Here is a 17576-nt window from a genome sequence, read left to right on the forward strand (position 1 = left end):
TCCGTGGGATCCGTCGGGTCGGTCGGATCCGTGGGATCCGTCGGGTCCGTGGGATCCGTCGGATCGGTCGGATCGGTCGGATCGACGGCGCCGCACTCGACGCGTGCGCTGCCCCATGAGGCGTGGTCCCACCAGTCGTTGTCGCCCGCATTGGTGACCTCGAGCGTCAACCGGTCGACCCCGGTGATGTCCACCGACAGCCCCACTCCGTCATCCGAACCGGTCAACACCCCGGTCTCCTCCAGCAGCTCCCCGTCGCCGAGGACCCGGAAGACCACCGAGCCATTGGAACCGACCTCGTCGTCCACACCCACCACCGCGGAGAACACCGCGCATTGGCCGCCCAGGAGCACCGACACCGAGCTCGCCGCATGCACTCCCAGGCCACGCTCGAAGACCGTCCCGCCAATACTGATCGGCAAGCCGTCACCTGAACCGTCCTCGCCGTTGGACTGGTCCAGCTCCACCGGACCAAAGCCGTTGGACACGTCGATCAGCTCCAGCTCGGAGACCCACGCCGACTCCGTCGGCTCGCCCGGCTCGGTCGGATCCGTCGGATCCGTCGGATCCCCCGCATCCAGCGCGATCGAGTCGAACTGCGCCGCCGCCGGCGGATACCCGCCGTGCGAGGAGAGCGCGAAGCCCACGAACTGGCCGGGCACCGGGGCCCAGTCGAAGGTGTCGAACGGCGTCCAGGAAGCTCCGTCGTCGGACAGGGACGCCGTCACGGTGCCGCCGCTTCGCTCCAGGCGCAGCCATCCGGCGTCGTACTCCTGCGTGCTGCCGACGACGGACGTCGGCGCGCCGGCCTCGGCGCGGCGCTGGAGCATCGCCAGCCCGCCGCCGGCCGCGACGAACGCGGCGTTCGCGGCGTCCGCCCCGAGCCCGTTGCGCAGCATGATCCCGGCCTTCGCCCAGTCGTCGTGGACGTCGAGCGAGGCCACGCGCCCTGTGAGGGAGAAGTCGCCCTCGGCCGGGGCGTAGACGTAGCGGAACTGGTCGCCCGTTCCCCAGATGTCCGTGCCGCCGACACCGAGCGAAAGCACCGCGCCGTCGAACGCCGCGGCACCCGGGTCATAGGGCGTGCCGACGGCCCGCGTCTGCCAGGGATCCGGCATCCCGATCGGCGAGCCCACGCTGTACTCGAGGGCGGCGGTCGCCTGCGCCCCCAGCGAATCGGTGACGACGGCGGTCACCGTCCGCTCCCCGGGGCTCGTGAAGTCGTGGACCAGCTCCAGGCCGGTCCCCAGCGGTTCCCCGTCCTCGAGCCACGTCACCGTCAGGGCGTCGTTCTCCGGATCCGCGACGGTCGCGGTCAGCCGGGCCGTCAGCGGCGCGGGGCCGCTGAGCGCGCCCTGGGCCTGCACCGAGATGGTCGGGGGCAGGTTCTCGTAGACGGCCGTGAAGCTGCGCGGATCGGTCCCCGCGGTGAAGTTCCGCGACCTGGACTCGACCCCGTCGCTCCAGCCCGTGAACGTCCGGCGGGCCTGGATCGGCGCCACGGACAGCGTCTGCTCGGAGGCGCGCACGGGCCGGATCACGGCCGGGCCGTGGACCTGCAGGCCCTCGTCCTCGTAACTGACCGCGAGTCCCTCGGGCTGGGTGTGGACCTCGTACTCCAGCCGGTCCGGGTGCGCAGCGCGACACGCCACGTCCTCGAGCCCGCTCGGCCCGCGGACGGTCAGGCAGATCTCGTACCAGGTCTCGTCCCCATGCTCGTCGACCTCCACGGAGCCCGTGCTGATGCCCGGCTGCTCCGGGTCCTCGGCCCACGTCGGGGTCACGTAGTGCATGTGGGTGTTGTGCCAGAGCCGGACCTCCCAGCGGTGCTCGGAGACCGGGATCGCTTCGCCGGCCGCTTGCCCGCCGCCGCTGAACACCAGGTCGTCTCCGACCTGGTAGACCTCGGGCGCGAGCGAGGCGACCTCGGCCATCGGCGGATCCGTGCCGGCGCTGACGATCACCTCGGCGGTGTGGCTGAGCTGCTCGGGGCTGTCGTCCGTCACCGTGAGCCGCGCGGTGTGGACGCCGGATTCGGTGTAGACGTGCGTCGGCGAGGCCTCGGTGCTGGCGGGGCTGCCGTCGCCGAAGTCCCAGCTGTAGCTGAGCGAGTCGCCGTCCGGGTCGTAGGATTGCGCGCCATTGAACTCGACCGTCAGCGGCACGGTCCCGCTCGTCCGGTCAGCGGTGGCGATCGCCGTGGGCGGGAAGTTGCCCGCTCCGACGTACCGGATGCGCCGCACCTCGCCGCCGCTCGAGGAGTACTTGACCCAGTAGATGTTGGAGTCGGGCCCGGTGAGCAGCTGCACGGGTCCGGATCCGGTCGAGGCGGCGAGCCCGAACGTGCCGACCTCGGAGACCGCCCCGCCCTCGTCGAAGTGCACGGCGCGGATCCAGCGGCGGTCGTAGTCGGTGATGAACAAGGCGCCGTAGTACTCGGCCGGGTAGTAGGACCCCTCGTAGAAGGTGCCCGCGTTGGCGGAGGCGCCACCGGCGGAATGGTCGTAGCTGTAGCGCGGGGCGGTCACGGCGTCGACGCCCTGGGCGTAGACGGCCGCGCAGCCGGCCGCGGTGGCCTGGCTCGTGGCGTACGTGCCCTGCTGCAGGCTGACCGTGTTGGCGCCCTCGGTGCCGGAAGCGGCGCCGCCCTCGTAGCAGGGCCAGCCGAAGTTGGCGCCCTTGCCCGTGTTGATCTCCTCCCAGGTCCCCCAGCCGACGTCACCGACCCACGGCGCGCCGCTGCCCGGGTGGATGGCCATCCGGAACGGGTTGCGCAGGCCGTAGGACCAGACCTTCGATCGGTTGGATCCGGGGTCGGCGGGATCGTAGAAGGGGTTGTCCGGCAGGCCGTCGCCGGTCGCGGGGTCGATCCGCAGGACCTTGCCGGAGAGCGAGTCGAGGTCCTGGGTCAGCAGGGCGCGGGGGTCGATCGAGTTGTAGTTCGCGCCGTCGCCGTTGGTGAGGAACATGCTGCCGTCGGGCGCGAACGCCACGGAGCCGATCGTGTGCGAGTTCTCGTCGGAGGCCAGGCAGTCGCGGATCGGTTCCCCGGCGAGGGTCCCGCCGGTCATGCAGGAGACGAACGCGTCGTCGCGGCCGTCGTTCTCGTTGCCGATGTTCTCGCGGATGCTGTTGGTGCCGGCGAGCACGACGCCGGAGCCCGGCACGGCGCGCAGGTATCCGTGGGCGGGGTCGGCGGTGAAGCGCTCGAGGCGGGAGACGCGGCCGGCTACGGGCCAGCCCTGGTCCGGGTTCACGCCCGGCGGGTCGTAGGTGTACAGAAGGTACACGTACGGTTCGGCGGGGAACTCGGGGTGGACCGCGAGCCCCAGGAGCCCGCGGTCGTCGTTGTCGTGGACGATGTCGGAGAGGTTGATGAACGGCTCGGCGAGCAGCCCGCCGTCCTCGACGACGCGCACGATCCCCGACTTCAGCGCGACGAACATCCCGCCCTCGGGCGTGAACGCGACGGCCGTCGGGTACGGCAGCCCGCCGACGACCTGCTCGTCGATGAAGCCCGGCGGCAGCCCCGTGAGGCTCGCGTGGCTCGGCGGCGCCGCGGGCAGTGCGACAAGGATCGAGCCGACGAGCGCGAGCACGGCCGCGGCGACGACGGAACGCACGCCCCGGCGTCGGAATCCCGGCCGGCCGGTCGTCTGCTTCCGGCGACCGGGTGCGTCGGCCGCCCGCTTCCCGCGACCGGATGCGCCCGGCCCCGCTTCCGCGCCCGCCGCACGGCGCGCCAACCCAGCGCGCCCCACCTCAGCGGCGCGCCCCCGCACGCCCCGTGGCGGCGGCCCGCTCCCGTTGCCGCGTTGCTCGTTCCACGTCTCCTGGCCCATGTCCCTTTGCCTCCTTGCGAGTACACCGGGGGCTCCCCCCACCAGCGTGTGATCCGTTGTGTCCTCGGCGCCGCGGCGCCGTCTGTTGTGGCGCCGCGGCGCCCGTTGGCCGCGGCTTCCAGGCGCCGCGGTCCGCGCCTAGGGCGCGGTGATGCCCGCCGCCCTCCTCCGTCCGCTCGCCTTGCCGCGGGCGGCGATGCCGTAGGCGGCGGCGAGGGATTCGACGATGGCCCCGGGGGCCGTGGTCCGCTGGACCCAGGCCGCCGCGGCGCGGGCACGGGCGCGTCCGGCGGCCGGGTCGGCGAGGGCCGCGGAGAGGGTGCGCGCGGCGTCGTCGGGCTCGTTGGGGAGCACGCAGACGCCGGCGGCTCCGTCGGCTCCGAGCGTCGGGGCGACCTCGGGCGAGACGGCGCAGGGGACGCCCGCGCGCATCGCCTCGAGGACGGCGACGGACATCCCCTCCCAGCGCGAGGGCTGGAGGTAGAGGTCGGCCCCGGCGAGCGCGCGGTCCTTCTCCTCCCCCGTGACGACTCCGGCGAAGTCGAGGTTCGGCGGGGCGGCGTCGATGAGGCGCCGGGCGCCGTCGGGGTCGTTCTTGTCGAAGGTCCCGTGGACGGTGAAGTCGATCCCGGGCAGCCGGGCGGCGAGCTCGGCGATCCGGTCCAGTCCCTTCTGGTGGACGTCGTACCGGGCGAGCGTCAGGACGCGGGGACGCGGTACAACGCCGGGGCCCCCGCCCGTGCCCGGGGCCGCCGGGATGCCGTCCCCGGCCGGGGCGACGACGCCGGACGGGTGGGGCGCGGCGCCCGGGTCGCCGGTGCCGCCGATGCCGCCGGTCCAGCGCGGCACGTCGGCCGGGTCGCCGGCGAGCAGGTTCGCGACGATGCGGGTCCCGGCGCGCGGCGCGGCGGCGAGCACGTCGTCGCGTTCCTGGCCGCTGAGGCACACCACGGCGCGGGCCCGGCGCAGCATGGGCGCGTCCACGAGCCGGATCCACCACGCCTTGCGCACGGCCTGGCGGCGGCGCGCCGCGGCGGCCAGGCCGGAATGCGGTGAAACGACGTAGGGCACGGCGTGCGCCCGGCACCACAGGGCCAGCAGGGCGTGCGCGGGCCGGTAGACGGAGTGGAAGTGCACGGCGTCGGGAGCGAAGCGGGCCAGTTCCCGCTTGGCGCGGAACAGCGGCGGCGGCTCGCCGGCATCGGACTCCGCCCACGCGGGTCCGAGGACCAGGACGGTGGTACCGCGCCTCTCCTGTTCGGCGGCCAGGGTCGCGACGACGGCGCCGATCCCATCCGCGGCGGACGCGGAGCCGCCGAGGTTCACGTGCGCGATCCGGCTCATGCGCTCACCACCACGAAGCGGGCGGCGATCAGCACGATCGCCAGCAGCACGGCCAGGCTCGCCGCGATCCGCAGCGGCCACAGGGCGCGCTGGATCGGGCTGTTGGGGAGCCCGGCGATCGAGGCGCCCACGAGGAGCGGGAGCGAGGCCAGGCACAGCAGCAGTGCCGCGGGACTGGTCAGGAACGCGTAGTCCATTGCTTCACCTCCATCACGGCCCACATCAGGGCAACGGCCGCGGTCAGGATGCCGGCGATCGCCTGCGGGGAGTAGTCCCCGGTGAGCACCAGGAGCTGGCTGACCACGATGACGGCGGAGATTCCGCCGCCGGCGGCGACGGCGATCCGCAGGGCGCCCTCGTGGTTCCAGAAGCCGGAGGCGACCATGGCCACCCCGGCGCCGAAGAGCATGAACGGGGCGATGACGCCCGACGCCCACGCGCCCGTGGCCCCGGAGGCCAGGAGCGCCACGGCGCCGAGGCCCCACGCCAGCACGAGCGCCAGGAGCGCGCGCCGCACGGCGAACGGCGAGCGCCGGGGTGGCGGTGCGACGGCCGGTGGCTGTTCCCTGGTGTCCTGCATGGCTCTCACTCTCCTGATTCCGGCTGGAAGCGGTAGGCGGCCCCGGCCCCGTTGGAGCAGACCAGGGTGTAGCGCGGGTCGGCGGCGAGCCCTGCGGCCAGCGTCTCGCCCCAGTCGGCGGGCGCGCCGAGGGCGCGCTGCGCGTAAATGATCTGCGGTTCGCTGACGATCACGTAGCCGCCTCCGTCGGCCTCCATGAGCTGCCAGCCGATGCCGTCGGGGTCGGTCACGTCGAACGACTTCTCGTTGACGGTGAGGTGGTAGTGCCGGGCGACGTCGCGGAACTGCCAGGCCAGGTGCGGGCTGACGGCGAGGATCGCGGTGCCGGCCGGGGCGGAGCGGTAGAGGCACTCGCCGAGCGCCACCTCCTCGGGCGTGACCCGTTCGAACGACTCGTTGCCGTACTTGGCCACGAGGAACAGGGGCGAGGCGAGGGCCGCGGCAAGCACCACGGCGACGCCGGCCTTCCACCCCAGGCGCAGCGCGGGCGCGAACGCCTGGGCGAGAAGGATCGCGACGAACGGCGTGGCGTAGAGGAAGACGCGCAGCATGACCTCGCCTCCATAGTCCTGCAGGAGCACGAGCGCGGCGGGCGCGGCGGCGAGGAGCGGGACGGTGAGGTCGAGCCCCCGGGCGGCGCGCACCGCCCGCGCGAATCCGGCGAACGCGCCGACGCCGAGCAGGCCGACGTAGAGCATGCGCAGGTCCAGGACCCGGGCGTGCTCTTCGGAGACCTGCGGCTTGGGCGCGACGGTGTTCTGGAACACGGCGCCGGGGTCGCCGACCTGCCCGAAGACGTCGTCGAGATGGGAGATCCAGTAGTCGATCGCGCCCCACGAGGTCCACAGCAGGGCGGTGAGGCCGACGAGGACAGGCAGGAGGACCGAGCGCAGGCGGCGCGCCATCCAGAGGGCGCCGAGCTGCATGGCGAGCACGAACGGCGTGAGCTGGTGGCTCGCGGCGAGCGCGGCGGCGAGCAGGGTGATGAGCAGCACGGCGGCGGTCTGGGTGCCGACGGGGACCTTGGCGCTGCCGGGCACGACGCCGGGGCCGCGCCCGGGTGCCGTCGCCGCCGCGAGCGCGGCGCCGGGTCCGGACCCGGCCGGCACGGCTTCACGGGTGCCCGCGGCGGCGGGCGGGGCGTCCGGCGTCGTACTCCGGGCCCCGGAGCCGCGGCGTAGGCGGGCGGGCCAGCGCAGGACCTTGGGCGGGCCCGTGAGGAAGCCGAGGACGAGCGCGAGCAGGGTCAGCGAGATGAGGATCGCGGAGGCCTGCGGGGCGAAGTAGTCCTGCCCCACCCAGTTGGCGAAGCCGAAGAGCGCGACGGCGAGCCAGGCCGTGCGCCACGAGGCGCAGAGCCGGCGGGCGATCACGAGCAGGGGCGCCAGGTAGAGGACCTGGAAGAACACGGGAGCCCACCGCAGCACGGGCTCCGGCACGCCGTCGGCGCTGCCGGAGAGGACCGCGGCCGCGGCGGTGAAGAACCCGGGCCAGCTGAAGCGCGCGCCGAGCTGCGGCTCCACGTCGAGGTTGACCATGACGGACTCGGTGTAGCCGGCGTGCAGCCACGCGGTCGGGAAGCGCGCCCACCCCTCCAGCAGCGGCGTGGTGCCGTGCAGGACGGCGGCCAGGACGGCGGTGTTCAGCCCCAGCAGGAGCGGGAGTTCGCGCGCTTGGCGCAGGAGGACGACGACGGCGGCCGTGGACGCCGCGACGGCCACGTAGAACGTGGCGGGGACGGCATGGATGATGCCGAGCGGCAGCGGCCCCTCGGCGGGGTTCGCGGCCGCGACCGCCACGTGGCAGACGGCGACAATCAGGGCCGTGAGGCTCGCCCACGCGGCGGCGGGTGGGACGGGGGTGCGCGCGGGGCGGGGCGGGGTCGTCTGCCCGGGCGACGTCGGGCCGGACGACTGAGGACCGGACGAACCCGGGCCGGACGAACCCGGGCCGGACGCGGTCGCGGGGCCGGGCGACGACGCCGGGCCGGACGGCGCGGTGGCCGGGGAGGCCGCGCGGCGCCCCCGCTTCCCGCCCGCTCCGCGGGAGGCCGGCATGTCCTTCCCCGTCCGCTTCTTGGCGCCCTTGACGGGCGCGGCGACCCTGCGGTCGGCCGTGCCGTCGAAGGCCAGTGCTCCGTTGCTCATCGAGTGCTCCCCCCGGTCTCGCGTGTGAAGTAGGCGGCGGCGGCCGTGGCGGCCTGGGCGACGAGCCAGGCGGCGGCCATGCCGGTGACCCCGTGCGCGGGCACGAGGACGGCGGCCGCGCACAGCAGCGCCGCCAGGTGGACGGCCTCGACGCCGGACGCGGCGCCCGCGCGCCGGCGGGCCCGCAGCAGGGCCAGCGTGAGGACGGTGTAGCAGCGGGCCAGGCTCGCGAGCACCATGAGGCGCAGGGCCGTGGCCCCGTCCGCCGCGTACTCGGCGCCGAAGAACCCCAGGATGAACTCGGCGAGCAGCAGCGTGCCGGCCACGCCGAGGGCGACGAGCGCGAACGCGCGGCGGCCGATCATCCCGGCGAGGCGGCGTGCCGAGCGCGGGTCGCGCGCGGCCTCGGAGGCGAGCGGGACGCCGGCGTTGTGGGCCAGGGTGTCGAGCATGACCACGAGGAGCCAGACGACGGCGAAGATCCCCGCCGCGTGCGCGCCGGCCCAGGACAGGATGAGGAACGGCAGCAGCGTCGTGGACAGCTGCAGGCAGACGAATCCGAGGTAGTCGACGCCGATGAAGCGCCGGTCCAGGCCGCTCGGCGCCCCGGCCGAGGAGGCGGCAGGCAAGGGCGCGCCCCCCTCCCGCGTCCGGCCCAGGAGCAGCCAGGCGGCGACGGGCAGGACGAGCAGGATGGGCAGGAACGTCGCGAGGACGATCGAGGCGCCGCCGAGCGCGGCGGCGGTCAGCACGAGGGCCGCGATCTTCAGCAGCCCGTACGCGGTGTTCAGGACGGGCACGGCCATAAAGCCGCGCAGGCCCACGAGAAGCCCGTCCTTGAGCGCGAACAGCGTCCATCCGAGCGCGCAGGCCAGGATCAACGGCCCGCCGACGACGAGCTCGTCGCCGAGGTCCGTCACGGTCCACAACAGCAGGGCGCCGCTGCCGACGACGGCGGTCGCGCCGGCTGCGAGCCCGGTGAGCTCGAGGGACAGGCGGCGGCGGCGCGTGCTCCCTGCGAGCAGGACGCCGGCGGTCTGGTAGAGGTTCAGCTGGCCGAGGTTGGCCACGGTCGTGATGGTCGCGACCGTGGCCATGCCGAGTCCGACGTGGGCCACGGGCAGCAGGCGCGCGGCGAGGACCCAGAACACCAGGCCGAGCGCTGCGCCGGCGATGCTGTTCAGGGTGAGGGCGAGTCCGCCCCGCAGGACCGGGGAGCTCCATTCGCTCGTCCGGACGGCGACGTGGCGGCCCCCCCGGCCACGTTGCGCCGTCACGGTCTCAGGCATGGACCGGCTCCTTCCCGTCCTGGACGACGTCGGTCCCCTTCCGGGCGGTCCCGCTCGCGTAGCCGAAGACGGTCGCGGCGAGGCCGAGCACGATCGCCCCGGCGCGCAGTGCCCGGGCGGGCCGGCGCTCGGCGAGGGATTCGACGACGGCGCGGAGCATCCCGGTGGGCAGGGTCTTGAGCGCGTGGGTGCGTTCGCTCGAGAGGCCCGGGCCCCCGCCGTCGCCGATCCTCCTGGCGAGGACGGCCTTGCTGACGCCCTCCCAGTAGCAGCGGCGGAGGAAGTAGCCGAGGTGCTGGCGGTCCTTCGGGACGCGGTGGTGGACGACGGCGGTGCGGGCCAGGACGACGCGTCGGTCCGGCTCGCGCGCGGAGATCCGCAGGGACAGGTCGGTCTCCTCGCAGCCCACGGGCTTGTCCCCGATGCGCCCGAGCGTGCTGGAGAAGCCGCCCGCGGCGCGCACGCTGGGGGCCCGGAAGGCCATGGCGGCGCCGATGGGGTTGCGGATCGGCTGCCGGTCGCCGGGCAGGCCCCGGTAGCTGCAGCCCACGACCCAGTAGAACTCCTCCGGGAACCAGGCCGGTTCCACTCCGCCGTCCCAGGCGGGCAGCACGTAGCCGCCCACTCCGACGACGTCCGGGTCGACGAGCGGTTCCGTCATCTCGCGGAGCCACTCGGGGTCCGCCGAGGCGTCGTCGTCGAGGAACAGGACGGTGTCCCCCAAGGCCACCGACATGCCCGTGTTGCGCGCGCCGGAGAGTCCCTGCTCGGCGAGATTCGCGACGACGGTGGCGTGGGAGAACGTCCGCTGGGCCCGTTCCAGGAGGGCTTCGTTGTGGTCGATGACCACCACGACCTCCTCCGGGGCGACGCTCTGCCGCCCGAGCGAGGCCACGGCCTTGCAGAGGTCGTCCCAGCGTCGCTCCGTGAAGGCGCAGACGACGACGCTGACCCGCTGGGGTGCAGGCGCGGCGTCGGGGCGGCTCACGAGGCCCGCCGTGCGGCGGCGCCGGACTCGGCGGCGCGCTGGAGGGCCCCGGCAGCGCTGTCGGCGATGCGCCGGCCGACGGAGACGAGGTCCGGGTGGACCTCGTGCACGCCGGGGATGCTCAGGACGGGCACGGGCGCGGTCTCCGGGATCCGGGAGATGGTCTGCGGCGCGACGCCCTCCGTGATGAGGGTGCGCAGGCAGCGCGCGCCGTCCTTGAAGGTGTTCAGGTTGCTTTCGCCGTTGAGCCGGTCGGCCTCGAAGCTCGGGACCTCCGAGATCTGCAGGCCCGCCTTCGCGGCGCGAATGGCCATGAGCGTCTCGATCTCGAACCCGTCGCCCCAGACCCGGCCCAGCCCGGGGTCGAAGGGGTCGGGAAAGCGCATGAGGTCCAGGACCGAGCGGCGCAGCGCGACGTATCCGTAGCAGAGGTCGGTGAAGCGGGTCCCGCACATGACGTTGGCCAAGCCGTTGAGGACCTGGTTGCCCGCGTAGCGCAGGGGCGTGATGTCGGTGCTGCCGCCCTCGCGCATAAAGCGGCTGCCGCGCACATAGTGGGCGCCGCCGTCGAGGGCATCGACGAAGCGCGGGATCTCACGGGGTTCCATGGAGCCGTCGGCGTCGATCGCGACGATCCGGTCCCCCGAGGCGGAGTAGAAGCCGGCGACCATGGCGTTGCCCTTGCCGCGGCGGGTCTGGAAGACGAACTTGATGTCGTTGCGCACCTCGGCGGCGGCCTCGATGGTGCCGTCGGTCGAGTGGCCGTCGACGATGATGATCTCATCGACCATCTCCGGCAGTCCGGAGAGCACGTGGCCGATGTTGGCGGCCTCGTTGTAGGTCGGGATCACGACGGAGAGGTTCGGCGTGGGTCCGGAAGCATGCATGATTTTCCCCAATGTTTCCTCGGAAGGCGGTCTCGCCAGCTCAGCCGGCAAGCGATGACGCGACCGAGCCTAGGAAGGGGTCCGCGGGGCGGCACGGGTGGACGGATACCCCATTAGCGCGGTGCTCCACGTGCCCGGGGCGCCGGGTTCCGCGGGCCCTACGTGGTCGGTCTGGGGGGACTACTCGAAAGCCGTCCGGGACCACGTGGTTCCGGACGGTTCGCTTCCCGCGCACAGCGGACCCCGCCACCCTGCCTGGAACAGGTGCGACGGGGTCCACCGGACGGCCACCCGCGCTTGGGGGGAGTTGGCCGGACAGGACGGCGTCAGGTCCGGCCACACGGGAAGCCCCTTCACGGAAGGCGGACCGAACCGTGGCTTGCCGGTCGCGGTCCGCAAGGCCAGGGGCGTCCGTGCGCGTTGAGTTCCCCTGGCCCGATCATGGCGCCGACCCGGGCCGCGGTGCTCCGCGGTCCCGTGTTCCGGCGTTGACTTGAGACTACGGAGAACGGGGGCCGCGTGAACGCGTGGGGACTACGTAATCCGGGCCGATGTGCACGTGTCCTTCGGGGCCGGCCTACCCGATTCGGCAGGGTTCCGCAGCGTCCCTCCGCGGCCCCGCGCCCCGTGGTCGGCGGTGGCCCTGGCCGGGCCGGAACCCCATGAGCTCCGCCGTCTCAGGGGCGCCGGGCTGTCTGGCGCACCGGCGGGTCAGGGGCGCCAGCGGGCGAGCTCTGAGCGTTCGCTGATGCCCAGTTTGGCGAAGATCCGGTAGACGTGGCCTTCGACGGTGCGGGGCGACAGCACGAGTTCGCGGGCGATCGCCACGTTGCTCATCCCGCGGGCGACGAGGGCGGCAATGCCCTGCTCGCGATCGCTCAGGGCACCGAACCCGGCGGCACGCTCCACGAGTCGGGAATGCGGGCGACCGGCGCGGGACTGCAGCTCCAGGAGGGAGCGCAGCGCGGCCCCGCGGCGGCGCTCCTGGCGCTCCGCGTCGTAGGCGAGTACCGCCTGGGCGTAGCCGAGCGCCGCGAGGTGCGCTTCGCCGTCGTGCTGATGGGCATCGGCCACGGCCGTCATCTCCTCCCCGCGACCGCTGCGGGCGGCGCGGACGAAGCGCAGCATCGCAGCAGGGCGGGGGCCCTGCCCGGCGGAGGCAAGCGCGGCGAGCCGGTCCAGGACGTCGTCGACGGACGCGGCCGGGACCTCGTCGTGGGCGACCGCAGCGAGCAGGATGTTCGCCTCGGCGAGCGGCAGCCGGGCCGCCCGGGCGTCGAGCGCGGCGCGCTCCCAGCCGGCGGGATCCGCAAGGCCGCGCGCCACGGCGAGCTGCCCCGCCGTGGGCGCCTCGTCGACGCGCGGCAGGGCCGATCCGCCCCGGCTGCGGACCGCTCCGACCGCGGCCGCGAGCTCCCGCGCCATGGTCAGAAGCCCGGCCGGATCGCGCTGCTCGAGCTCGGGCACGGCCTCGCTGAGGTGCCCGCGCGCGGCGTCGGCGTCCCCCGAGAGCAACGCGATCAGCCCGCCGAGCGCCGCGATGCTCCCGCCGCGGTGGTGGATCTCCCACGGAGTCGTGCCGTGCCAGGCCTCGAGCACGTCCCGCGCCTGCGCGTACTCCCCGCCGAGCGCCAGGTTCCAGGCCAGGCGGGAGACGAGCTCGGCGTCGCGGCGACGGACCCGCGCTCCCCCGGCCTCGAGCAGCCCGCGCACGAATTCCGCGGCCTCGGTGGTCCTCCCGGCCCCGGACAGGGCATCGGCGAACGCGATCCGCAGCGTCAGGCCGGCCTTGCGTCCCGCGGCCGGGTCCAGGAGGCCGCGCAGCTGGTCGATCTCCTCGGCCGCCAGCCCGCGCTCGCGCACGGCCCGCCACCAGCGTGCCGAGGCCATCGAGTAGGCGTCGCGCTCCCAGCCTCCAGCGGCCTCCGCGCCCCAGACGGCGGTGGCGAACCCCGCCATCGTCTCGCGCAGGAGCTCGTCGGCGTCGAGCCGTCCCGTGGCCCGGTGCACGGCGCGCAGCCACAACGGCACGGCCTGGCGGGCGGTCCGGGCCGGCGGCCGGATGGACTCGAGGCCGCGCAGGGCCCCGAGCGCGTCGGAGATCCGGCCCGTGGCGAGGTAGGTGCGGGCGCGCAGCAGGGAGGTCGTGCGGCCCGGTTCGCCTCCGTCGACGGCGTGGCACATGGCCAGGGCGTCGTCGTGCTGGTTGAGCGTCAGGGCCTCGCGTGCGCCGGCGAGCAGGGCGTCGACCGGCACTTCCTGGCCGGCATCGAGCGCCCAGGCCGCGCGGCGGTGCGTCCAGTCCTCCTCCGCCCCGCCGGCCTCCTCCCAGCGGGAGCGCCACACCGCGCCGGGGACGGCGGCGCGCAGGCACGCGGCGTAGAGCTCGGCGGGCACGCGCGCGATTCCGTCCTCGACGACGAGCAGGTGCCCTTCCGGGACGGGCCGCCCCGTCGCGGCCCGGACGGCTTCGACCGGAGCCGGGCCTGCGTGGGCGAGGAGCTCGATCGCCTCGCGCTCGCCCTCGGGCAGCGCCCGGTGGATCGCGAGGACGTCCTGGATCAGGGGCGCGTCGGCCTCGGGCAGGGCGCGGGACAGGTACCACGCCCGGGCGGATCCCTGCTCCCCCGCGCTTGCACCCGATCCGGCGCCGGAGCGGTGCAGGATCCCCTGCGAGGCGGCCGCGTCGATGAACGCCCCGACGAGGGCCGGGTTCCCGGCGGTCGCGGCGTGCACGACGCGGGCCGTCGTGGCAGTGACCGCCCCGCCCAGGAGCGACGCGCAGAGACCCGCGACGCCGTCGACGTCGAGCGCTGAGACCGAGAGCGTGGACAGGACCCGCCCCGTGACGAGCGCGTGGAGCGGCGAGCGGGGCTCGGGCGGGGTGTGCCCGACGGCGAGGAGGAACGCGCTGCGGTTGTAGACGAGCTGCGTCAGGACGAACCCGCTCGCCGGGTCCAGGTGCTGGTGGTCCTCGAGCACGATCACGGCCCGTCCCGCGGCCCATCCCGGCCCCCGTGCCGCCGCCGCGCCCCCGGGTGCGGCCCCGGCGTCGTCCTCCGTCCCGCCCAGCGTGTCCCTCGTACCGCCGGACGTCCCCTGGGCGAGAGCGGACTGGAGGCAACGAAGCACTGAGACGGGCTCCGGCTCGCCGGGGACGTCGAGGAACGGGGCCAAGACGGCGTAGTCCATGGCCGCCAGGTGGGGCGAGCAGTGCAGGCGCAGCGCGCTGCCGGAGTGCCCGGTCCAGGTCAGGACCTCCTCGACGAGGGTGGTCTTGCCGGCCCCCGGCGGCCCGACGAGCACCACGCCGTGGTGCTCGTGGCTCGTGAGGAGGCCGGCAAGTTCGGTGGCGATCGGCTGGCGCCAGGAGGGCGAGGTCACGGGCCGCTCCCGAGGACGGATTCGACGGCGGCGAGGGCCAGGAGCTCCTGCCGTCCCGTGAGCCCGAGCTTCGAGTAGGCCTGGTAGAGGTGGCCCTCGACCGTGCGGACCGACACGGAGACCAGGCGGGCGATCTCGGCGTTGCTGTGCCCGGCGAGGACAAGCAGGGCGGTCTCCCGTTCGCGGGCCGTGAGCGCTTCGGCCCACGCGGGGCCGGCGCCGGCGGGGGCCTCCGCCCGGTCGGCGCCCCGGTGCCCGCGGCAGCGGACGGCGGCGCGGGCGACGCGCCGCGCGGAGCCCTCGGAGAGCAGGGGCAGGAGCAGATTGCCGGGTTCCTCGGCGAAGGCCGCGTAGCCGCGGGCCGCGAAACCCTCGAGCGCGGAAGCGATCCGGGCCGGGTCGCGCTCCAGGACGCCGTCGGCGAGCTCCTGGCACGGGCCGGCGAACGCCATGCCGTGACCGCGTGCGGCCTCGCGCAAAGCACGCGCCCGGCCGGCATCGCCCGCGCGGACCGCGTGGGCCAGCGCGAGCAGGGCGACGGCCCGGTTCCCGTGGGCCGCGGCATCGTCGGCCAGCTCGGCGAAGCGGGCCGCGTCGCGGGCCAGCCCCGCCCGGGTCGGCTGCCCGGTGCCGGCCAGGGTCGTGGCGGTCGACGTCGCCGCGAGGTCCAGGAGGCGGGCGAGGTACGACGTCGGACCCCGCCCGGGTTCCGCGGTGGCGGTGCGCGCCGTGGCCGGCTGGGGAACCGGTGGCGCCGGCGGGATCGCGCGTTGCCGGGTGGCGGTGCGTGGCGGAGCCGTCGGGGCCGGCGGGGCAAGCGCCGGCGCTCCCGGGTGCCGGGCGAGGCCGGCGAGCGCCGCGCGGGCCAGCCCGAAGTCGTCGGGCCTCCCGGTGCGGGCGAGCTGCTGGGCGAGGGGTTCGAGCTGCTCGGCGGCTCCGCGCAGGTGGCCGCCGAGGGCGTCGAGCATCCCGCAGATCAGCTCGGCGCGTTCGGCGGAACCGGCGGCGGGCGAACCAGAGCGGGCGAGCGCGGCGGCGGCCTCGCGGCAGCCCGGCCAGTCGCCGTCGGCGAGCCGGACCTCGAGGAGCAGGTGCGCGATGTCCCCGAGCTGTCCGGGGTCGAGCAGGTCCGCCAGGTGCCCGGAGGAGGCGTGGTAGTCGAGCTCGGCTGCCACACGGTCGGCGAGGTCCCGGGCCGCTCCGTTGCGACCCTGCCATGCGAAGGCCGCCGCGCGGATGGCGGTGGCCTCGAGTCGGAGCCCGTCGCCGCCCCACGTAGTGCCGGAGACCGCGGCCCGCGGTGTCGAGGCGGCGTGACCGGACGCGGACGCCCCGACGCCAGCGGGCGCGGGCGCCGGACCCGGGGCGGTTTCCGTGAGGGCCTCGTCCAGCTCTCCGCGGCGGAGCGCGGTCCGGGCCCTCGAGAGGCGGAGCCGTTCGACCACGGCGGGCAGCGCGTACCCTCCCGCCGCAGCGCGGGCGAGCGCGGCGTCGAGAAGGCGCGCCGCACCGGCGTCGTCCCCTACGGCCACCAGGGCGCGCTCCCGGGTCACGACGATGCCGCACCATTCCCGCGTGCCGACGGTGGACGCGGGAGCCGGCTGCGCCAGGCCGGCGTCCTCGAGTGCCTCGAGGGCGGCGGCGGGGCCGCCCGCGTCGATGAGGTCGTTGGCCGCGGCGAGCACGGCCGCTGGACCGACCTGCGGCAGCAGGGCGCCCAGCTCCGCGCGGCGCTCGGGCGCCAGTTCCGCGCGGGCCGCGTCGCCGTCGAGGTGCCGGTCCAGGACCAGATGGCCCGGTGCGGTCGGATCGGGATGGACGAGGCCCTGCGTGCGGAGCCCGTCCACCGACTCGGCGAGACCGAGGCCCGCCAGCCTTCGGGTGGGCAGCCGGCCGTGCAGGGCGAGTAGTTCGAGGACCGTGCGCCGGTCCCCCGTGGCGTCGGCGGGCCAGGGCTCGGGTTCCTCGCCCGTGGCGGTCTCGCCGGCGACGTGGACCCACGTCCCGTCGATGGCGGCCAGGCGGCCGCTCGTGACGAGCTCCTCGACGACGACGGCGAGGCGGCCCGGGCGTCCTGCGCCGGCGCGGTGCAGGGCGCGGACCGCGGCGGAGGTCAGCGGGGCGTCGAGGTGCGCGGCGGCCGCGGAGCGCAGACCGGCGAGGTCCAGAGGCTCGACCCGGATGGCCTCGAGGACGCCGCCGCGGGCGAGCGCCTCGAAGTCAGCGGGGACGTCCGCGAGATGGTCGGCGTTGACGATGAGGCGGATGGCGGCCTGCTGGGCGAGCTGGGCGAGGACGGCCATCGTGTCGACGTCGACGTGCGCGGCGCCGGAGACCACCACCGTCGTGGGTCCGTCCAGGCCGTTGAGGGCCCGGGCGAGCGAGCGGACCAGGTGGTGCCGCGGGGTCAACGGGACCTCCGGCAGGCCGGCCAGGATGAAGGACAGGGTCCCGTACGGGAACGCGGAGGCGAACGGGCTGCCGTGCAGGTGGACCACGTTCCCGGCCCCGCCGCGGCGCTCCATCACCGCGTCGACGACCGCCTGGGCCTCCACGGGATCCGCGTAGAGCACGGCTCCGGCCGGCCGGGGGCCCTTGAGCGCCCGCAGCAGGGCTTCCTCCGCCGGCTCGCGCCGCGGCGGCGCATCGGAAAGCTGGTGGCCGTCGATGCTGCGGACGGCGTCGCCCAACAGGACGGAAGGAAGTACACCCATGATGAAACCCCAAGCCAGGTAGGGTGGCCCCCGCCACCCGGGACGTCCCCAACGGCGTCCCTGCCTTCGAGTGTAGAAAGGCGCTTCCAAGGCTCACAAGGAGGGTTAACCACACTGATGTGGTTCCGAACCGCAGGAAGCCTACCGGCTCCACGCGGGGCAACGGGGCGACCTGGCGAAAGGCCCGAGGCCACGAGCACTGGCCTCGCCCCAACGCGTGGGCAGATGATGCTGACCAATCACCGTCCGGGCCGCACCATCCGCCCACGCGTTGAAGGCGTTGATGCCATGGCCACGGGCCTCCCCTGAACGCGTGGGCAGATGGCGCTGTCCAACCACGGTCTGATCCGCATCATCCGCCCACGCGTTCAGGGCAGCCCGACGATGTCGTCCACGCACCA

The 17576-nt window shown here is 74.8% G+C and carries 10 protein-coding genes; all 10 read right to left on the reverse strand.

Annotation, left to right across the window (positions count from 1 at the left end; translation table 11 throughout):
* A partial coding sequence (locus ACQ3I4_RS12355; protein ID WP_430633619.1) for an NPCBM/NEW2 domain-containing protein occupies positions 1-3623 on the reverse strand: 3623 nt, incomplete at its 3' end.
* A gap of 357 nt (positions 3624-3980) precedes the next feature.
* Positions 3981-5186 carry a glycosyltransferase family 4 protein gene (locus ACQ3I4_RS12360; RefSeq protein WP_430633620.1) on the reverse strand — a complete coding sequence of 402 codons (1206 nt, stop codon included), beginning with the start codon at positions 5184-5186 and terminating at the stop codon, positions 3981-3983.
* Positions 5183-5383: a hypothetical protein gene (locus tag ACQ3I4_RS12365; protein WP_329860475.1), complete on the reverse strand. Its 201-nt coding sequence runs from the start codon at positions 5381-5383 to the stop codon at positions 5183-5185. Before ACQ3I4_RS12365 ends, ACQ3I4_RS12360 begins: the two co-directional genes overlap by 4 nt.
* Entirely contained in the window at positions 5365-5766 is a 402-nt protein-coding gene (locus ACQ3I4_RS12370) for a hypothetical protein (protein WP_329860476.1), read from the reverse strand. The genes ACQ3I4_RS12365 and ACQ3I4_RS12370 overlap by 19 nt, the downstream gene beginning before the upstream one ends.
* A 5-nt stretch (positions 5767-5771) precedes the next feature.
* Positions 5772-7913, reverse strand: a complete 2142-nt coding sequence (locus ACQ3I4_RS12375; protein ID WP_430633621.1) for a hypothetical protein — start codon at positions 7911-7913, stop codon at positions 5772-5774.
* Positions 7910-9202, reverse strand: a complete 1293-nt coding sequence (locus tag ACQ3I4_RS12380) for a hypothetical protein (RefSeq protein WP_329860478.1) — start codon at positions 9200-9202, stop codon at positions 7910-7912. The genes ACQ3I4_RS12375 and ACQ3I4_RS12380 overlap by 4 nt, the downstream gene beginning before the upstream one ends.
* Complete coding sequence (locus ACQ3I4_RS12385) at positions 9195-10190, reverse strand: glycosyltransferase family 2 protein (RefSeq protein WP_430633622.1); 996 nt, start codon at positions 10188-10190, stop codon at positions 9195-9197. The genes ACQ3I4_RS12380 and ACQ3I4_RS12385 overlap by 8 nt, the downstream gene beginning before the upstream one ends.
* Positions 10187-11077 carry a glycosyltransferase family 2 protein gene (locus tag ACQ3I4_RS12390; protein WP_329860481.1) on the reverse strand — a complete coding sequence of 297 codons (891 nt, stop codon included), beginning with the start codon at positions 11075-11077 and terminating at the stop codon, positions 10187-10189. The genes ACQ3I4_RS12385 and ACQ3I4_RS12390 overlap by 4 nt, the downstream gene beginning before the upstream one ends.
* A 711-nt stretch (positions 11078-11788) precedes the next feature.
* Complete coding sequence (locus ACQ3I4_RS12395) at positions 11789-14461, reverse strand: LuxR C-terminal-related transcriptional regulator (RefSeq protein ID WP_430633623.1); 2673 nt, start codon at positions 14459-14461, stop codon at positions 11789-11791.
* Complete coding sequence (locus tag ACQ3I4_RS12400; RefSeq protein ID WP_329860484.1) at positions 14458-17175, reverse strand: helix-turn-helix transcriptional regulator; 2718 nt, start codon at positions 17173-17175, stop codon at positions 14458-14460. Before ACQ3I4_RS12400 ends, ACQ3I4_RS12395 begins: the two co-directional genes overlap by 4 nt.
* Positions 17176-17576: the final 401 nt, after the last annotated feature.

This window comes from Zafaria sp. Z1313 (genome assembly GCF_050563205.1).
In the GTDB taxonomy this organism is placed as follows: Bacteria; Actinomycetota; Actinomycetes; order Actinomycetales; family Micrococcaceae; genus JAZDCJ01.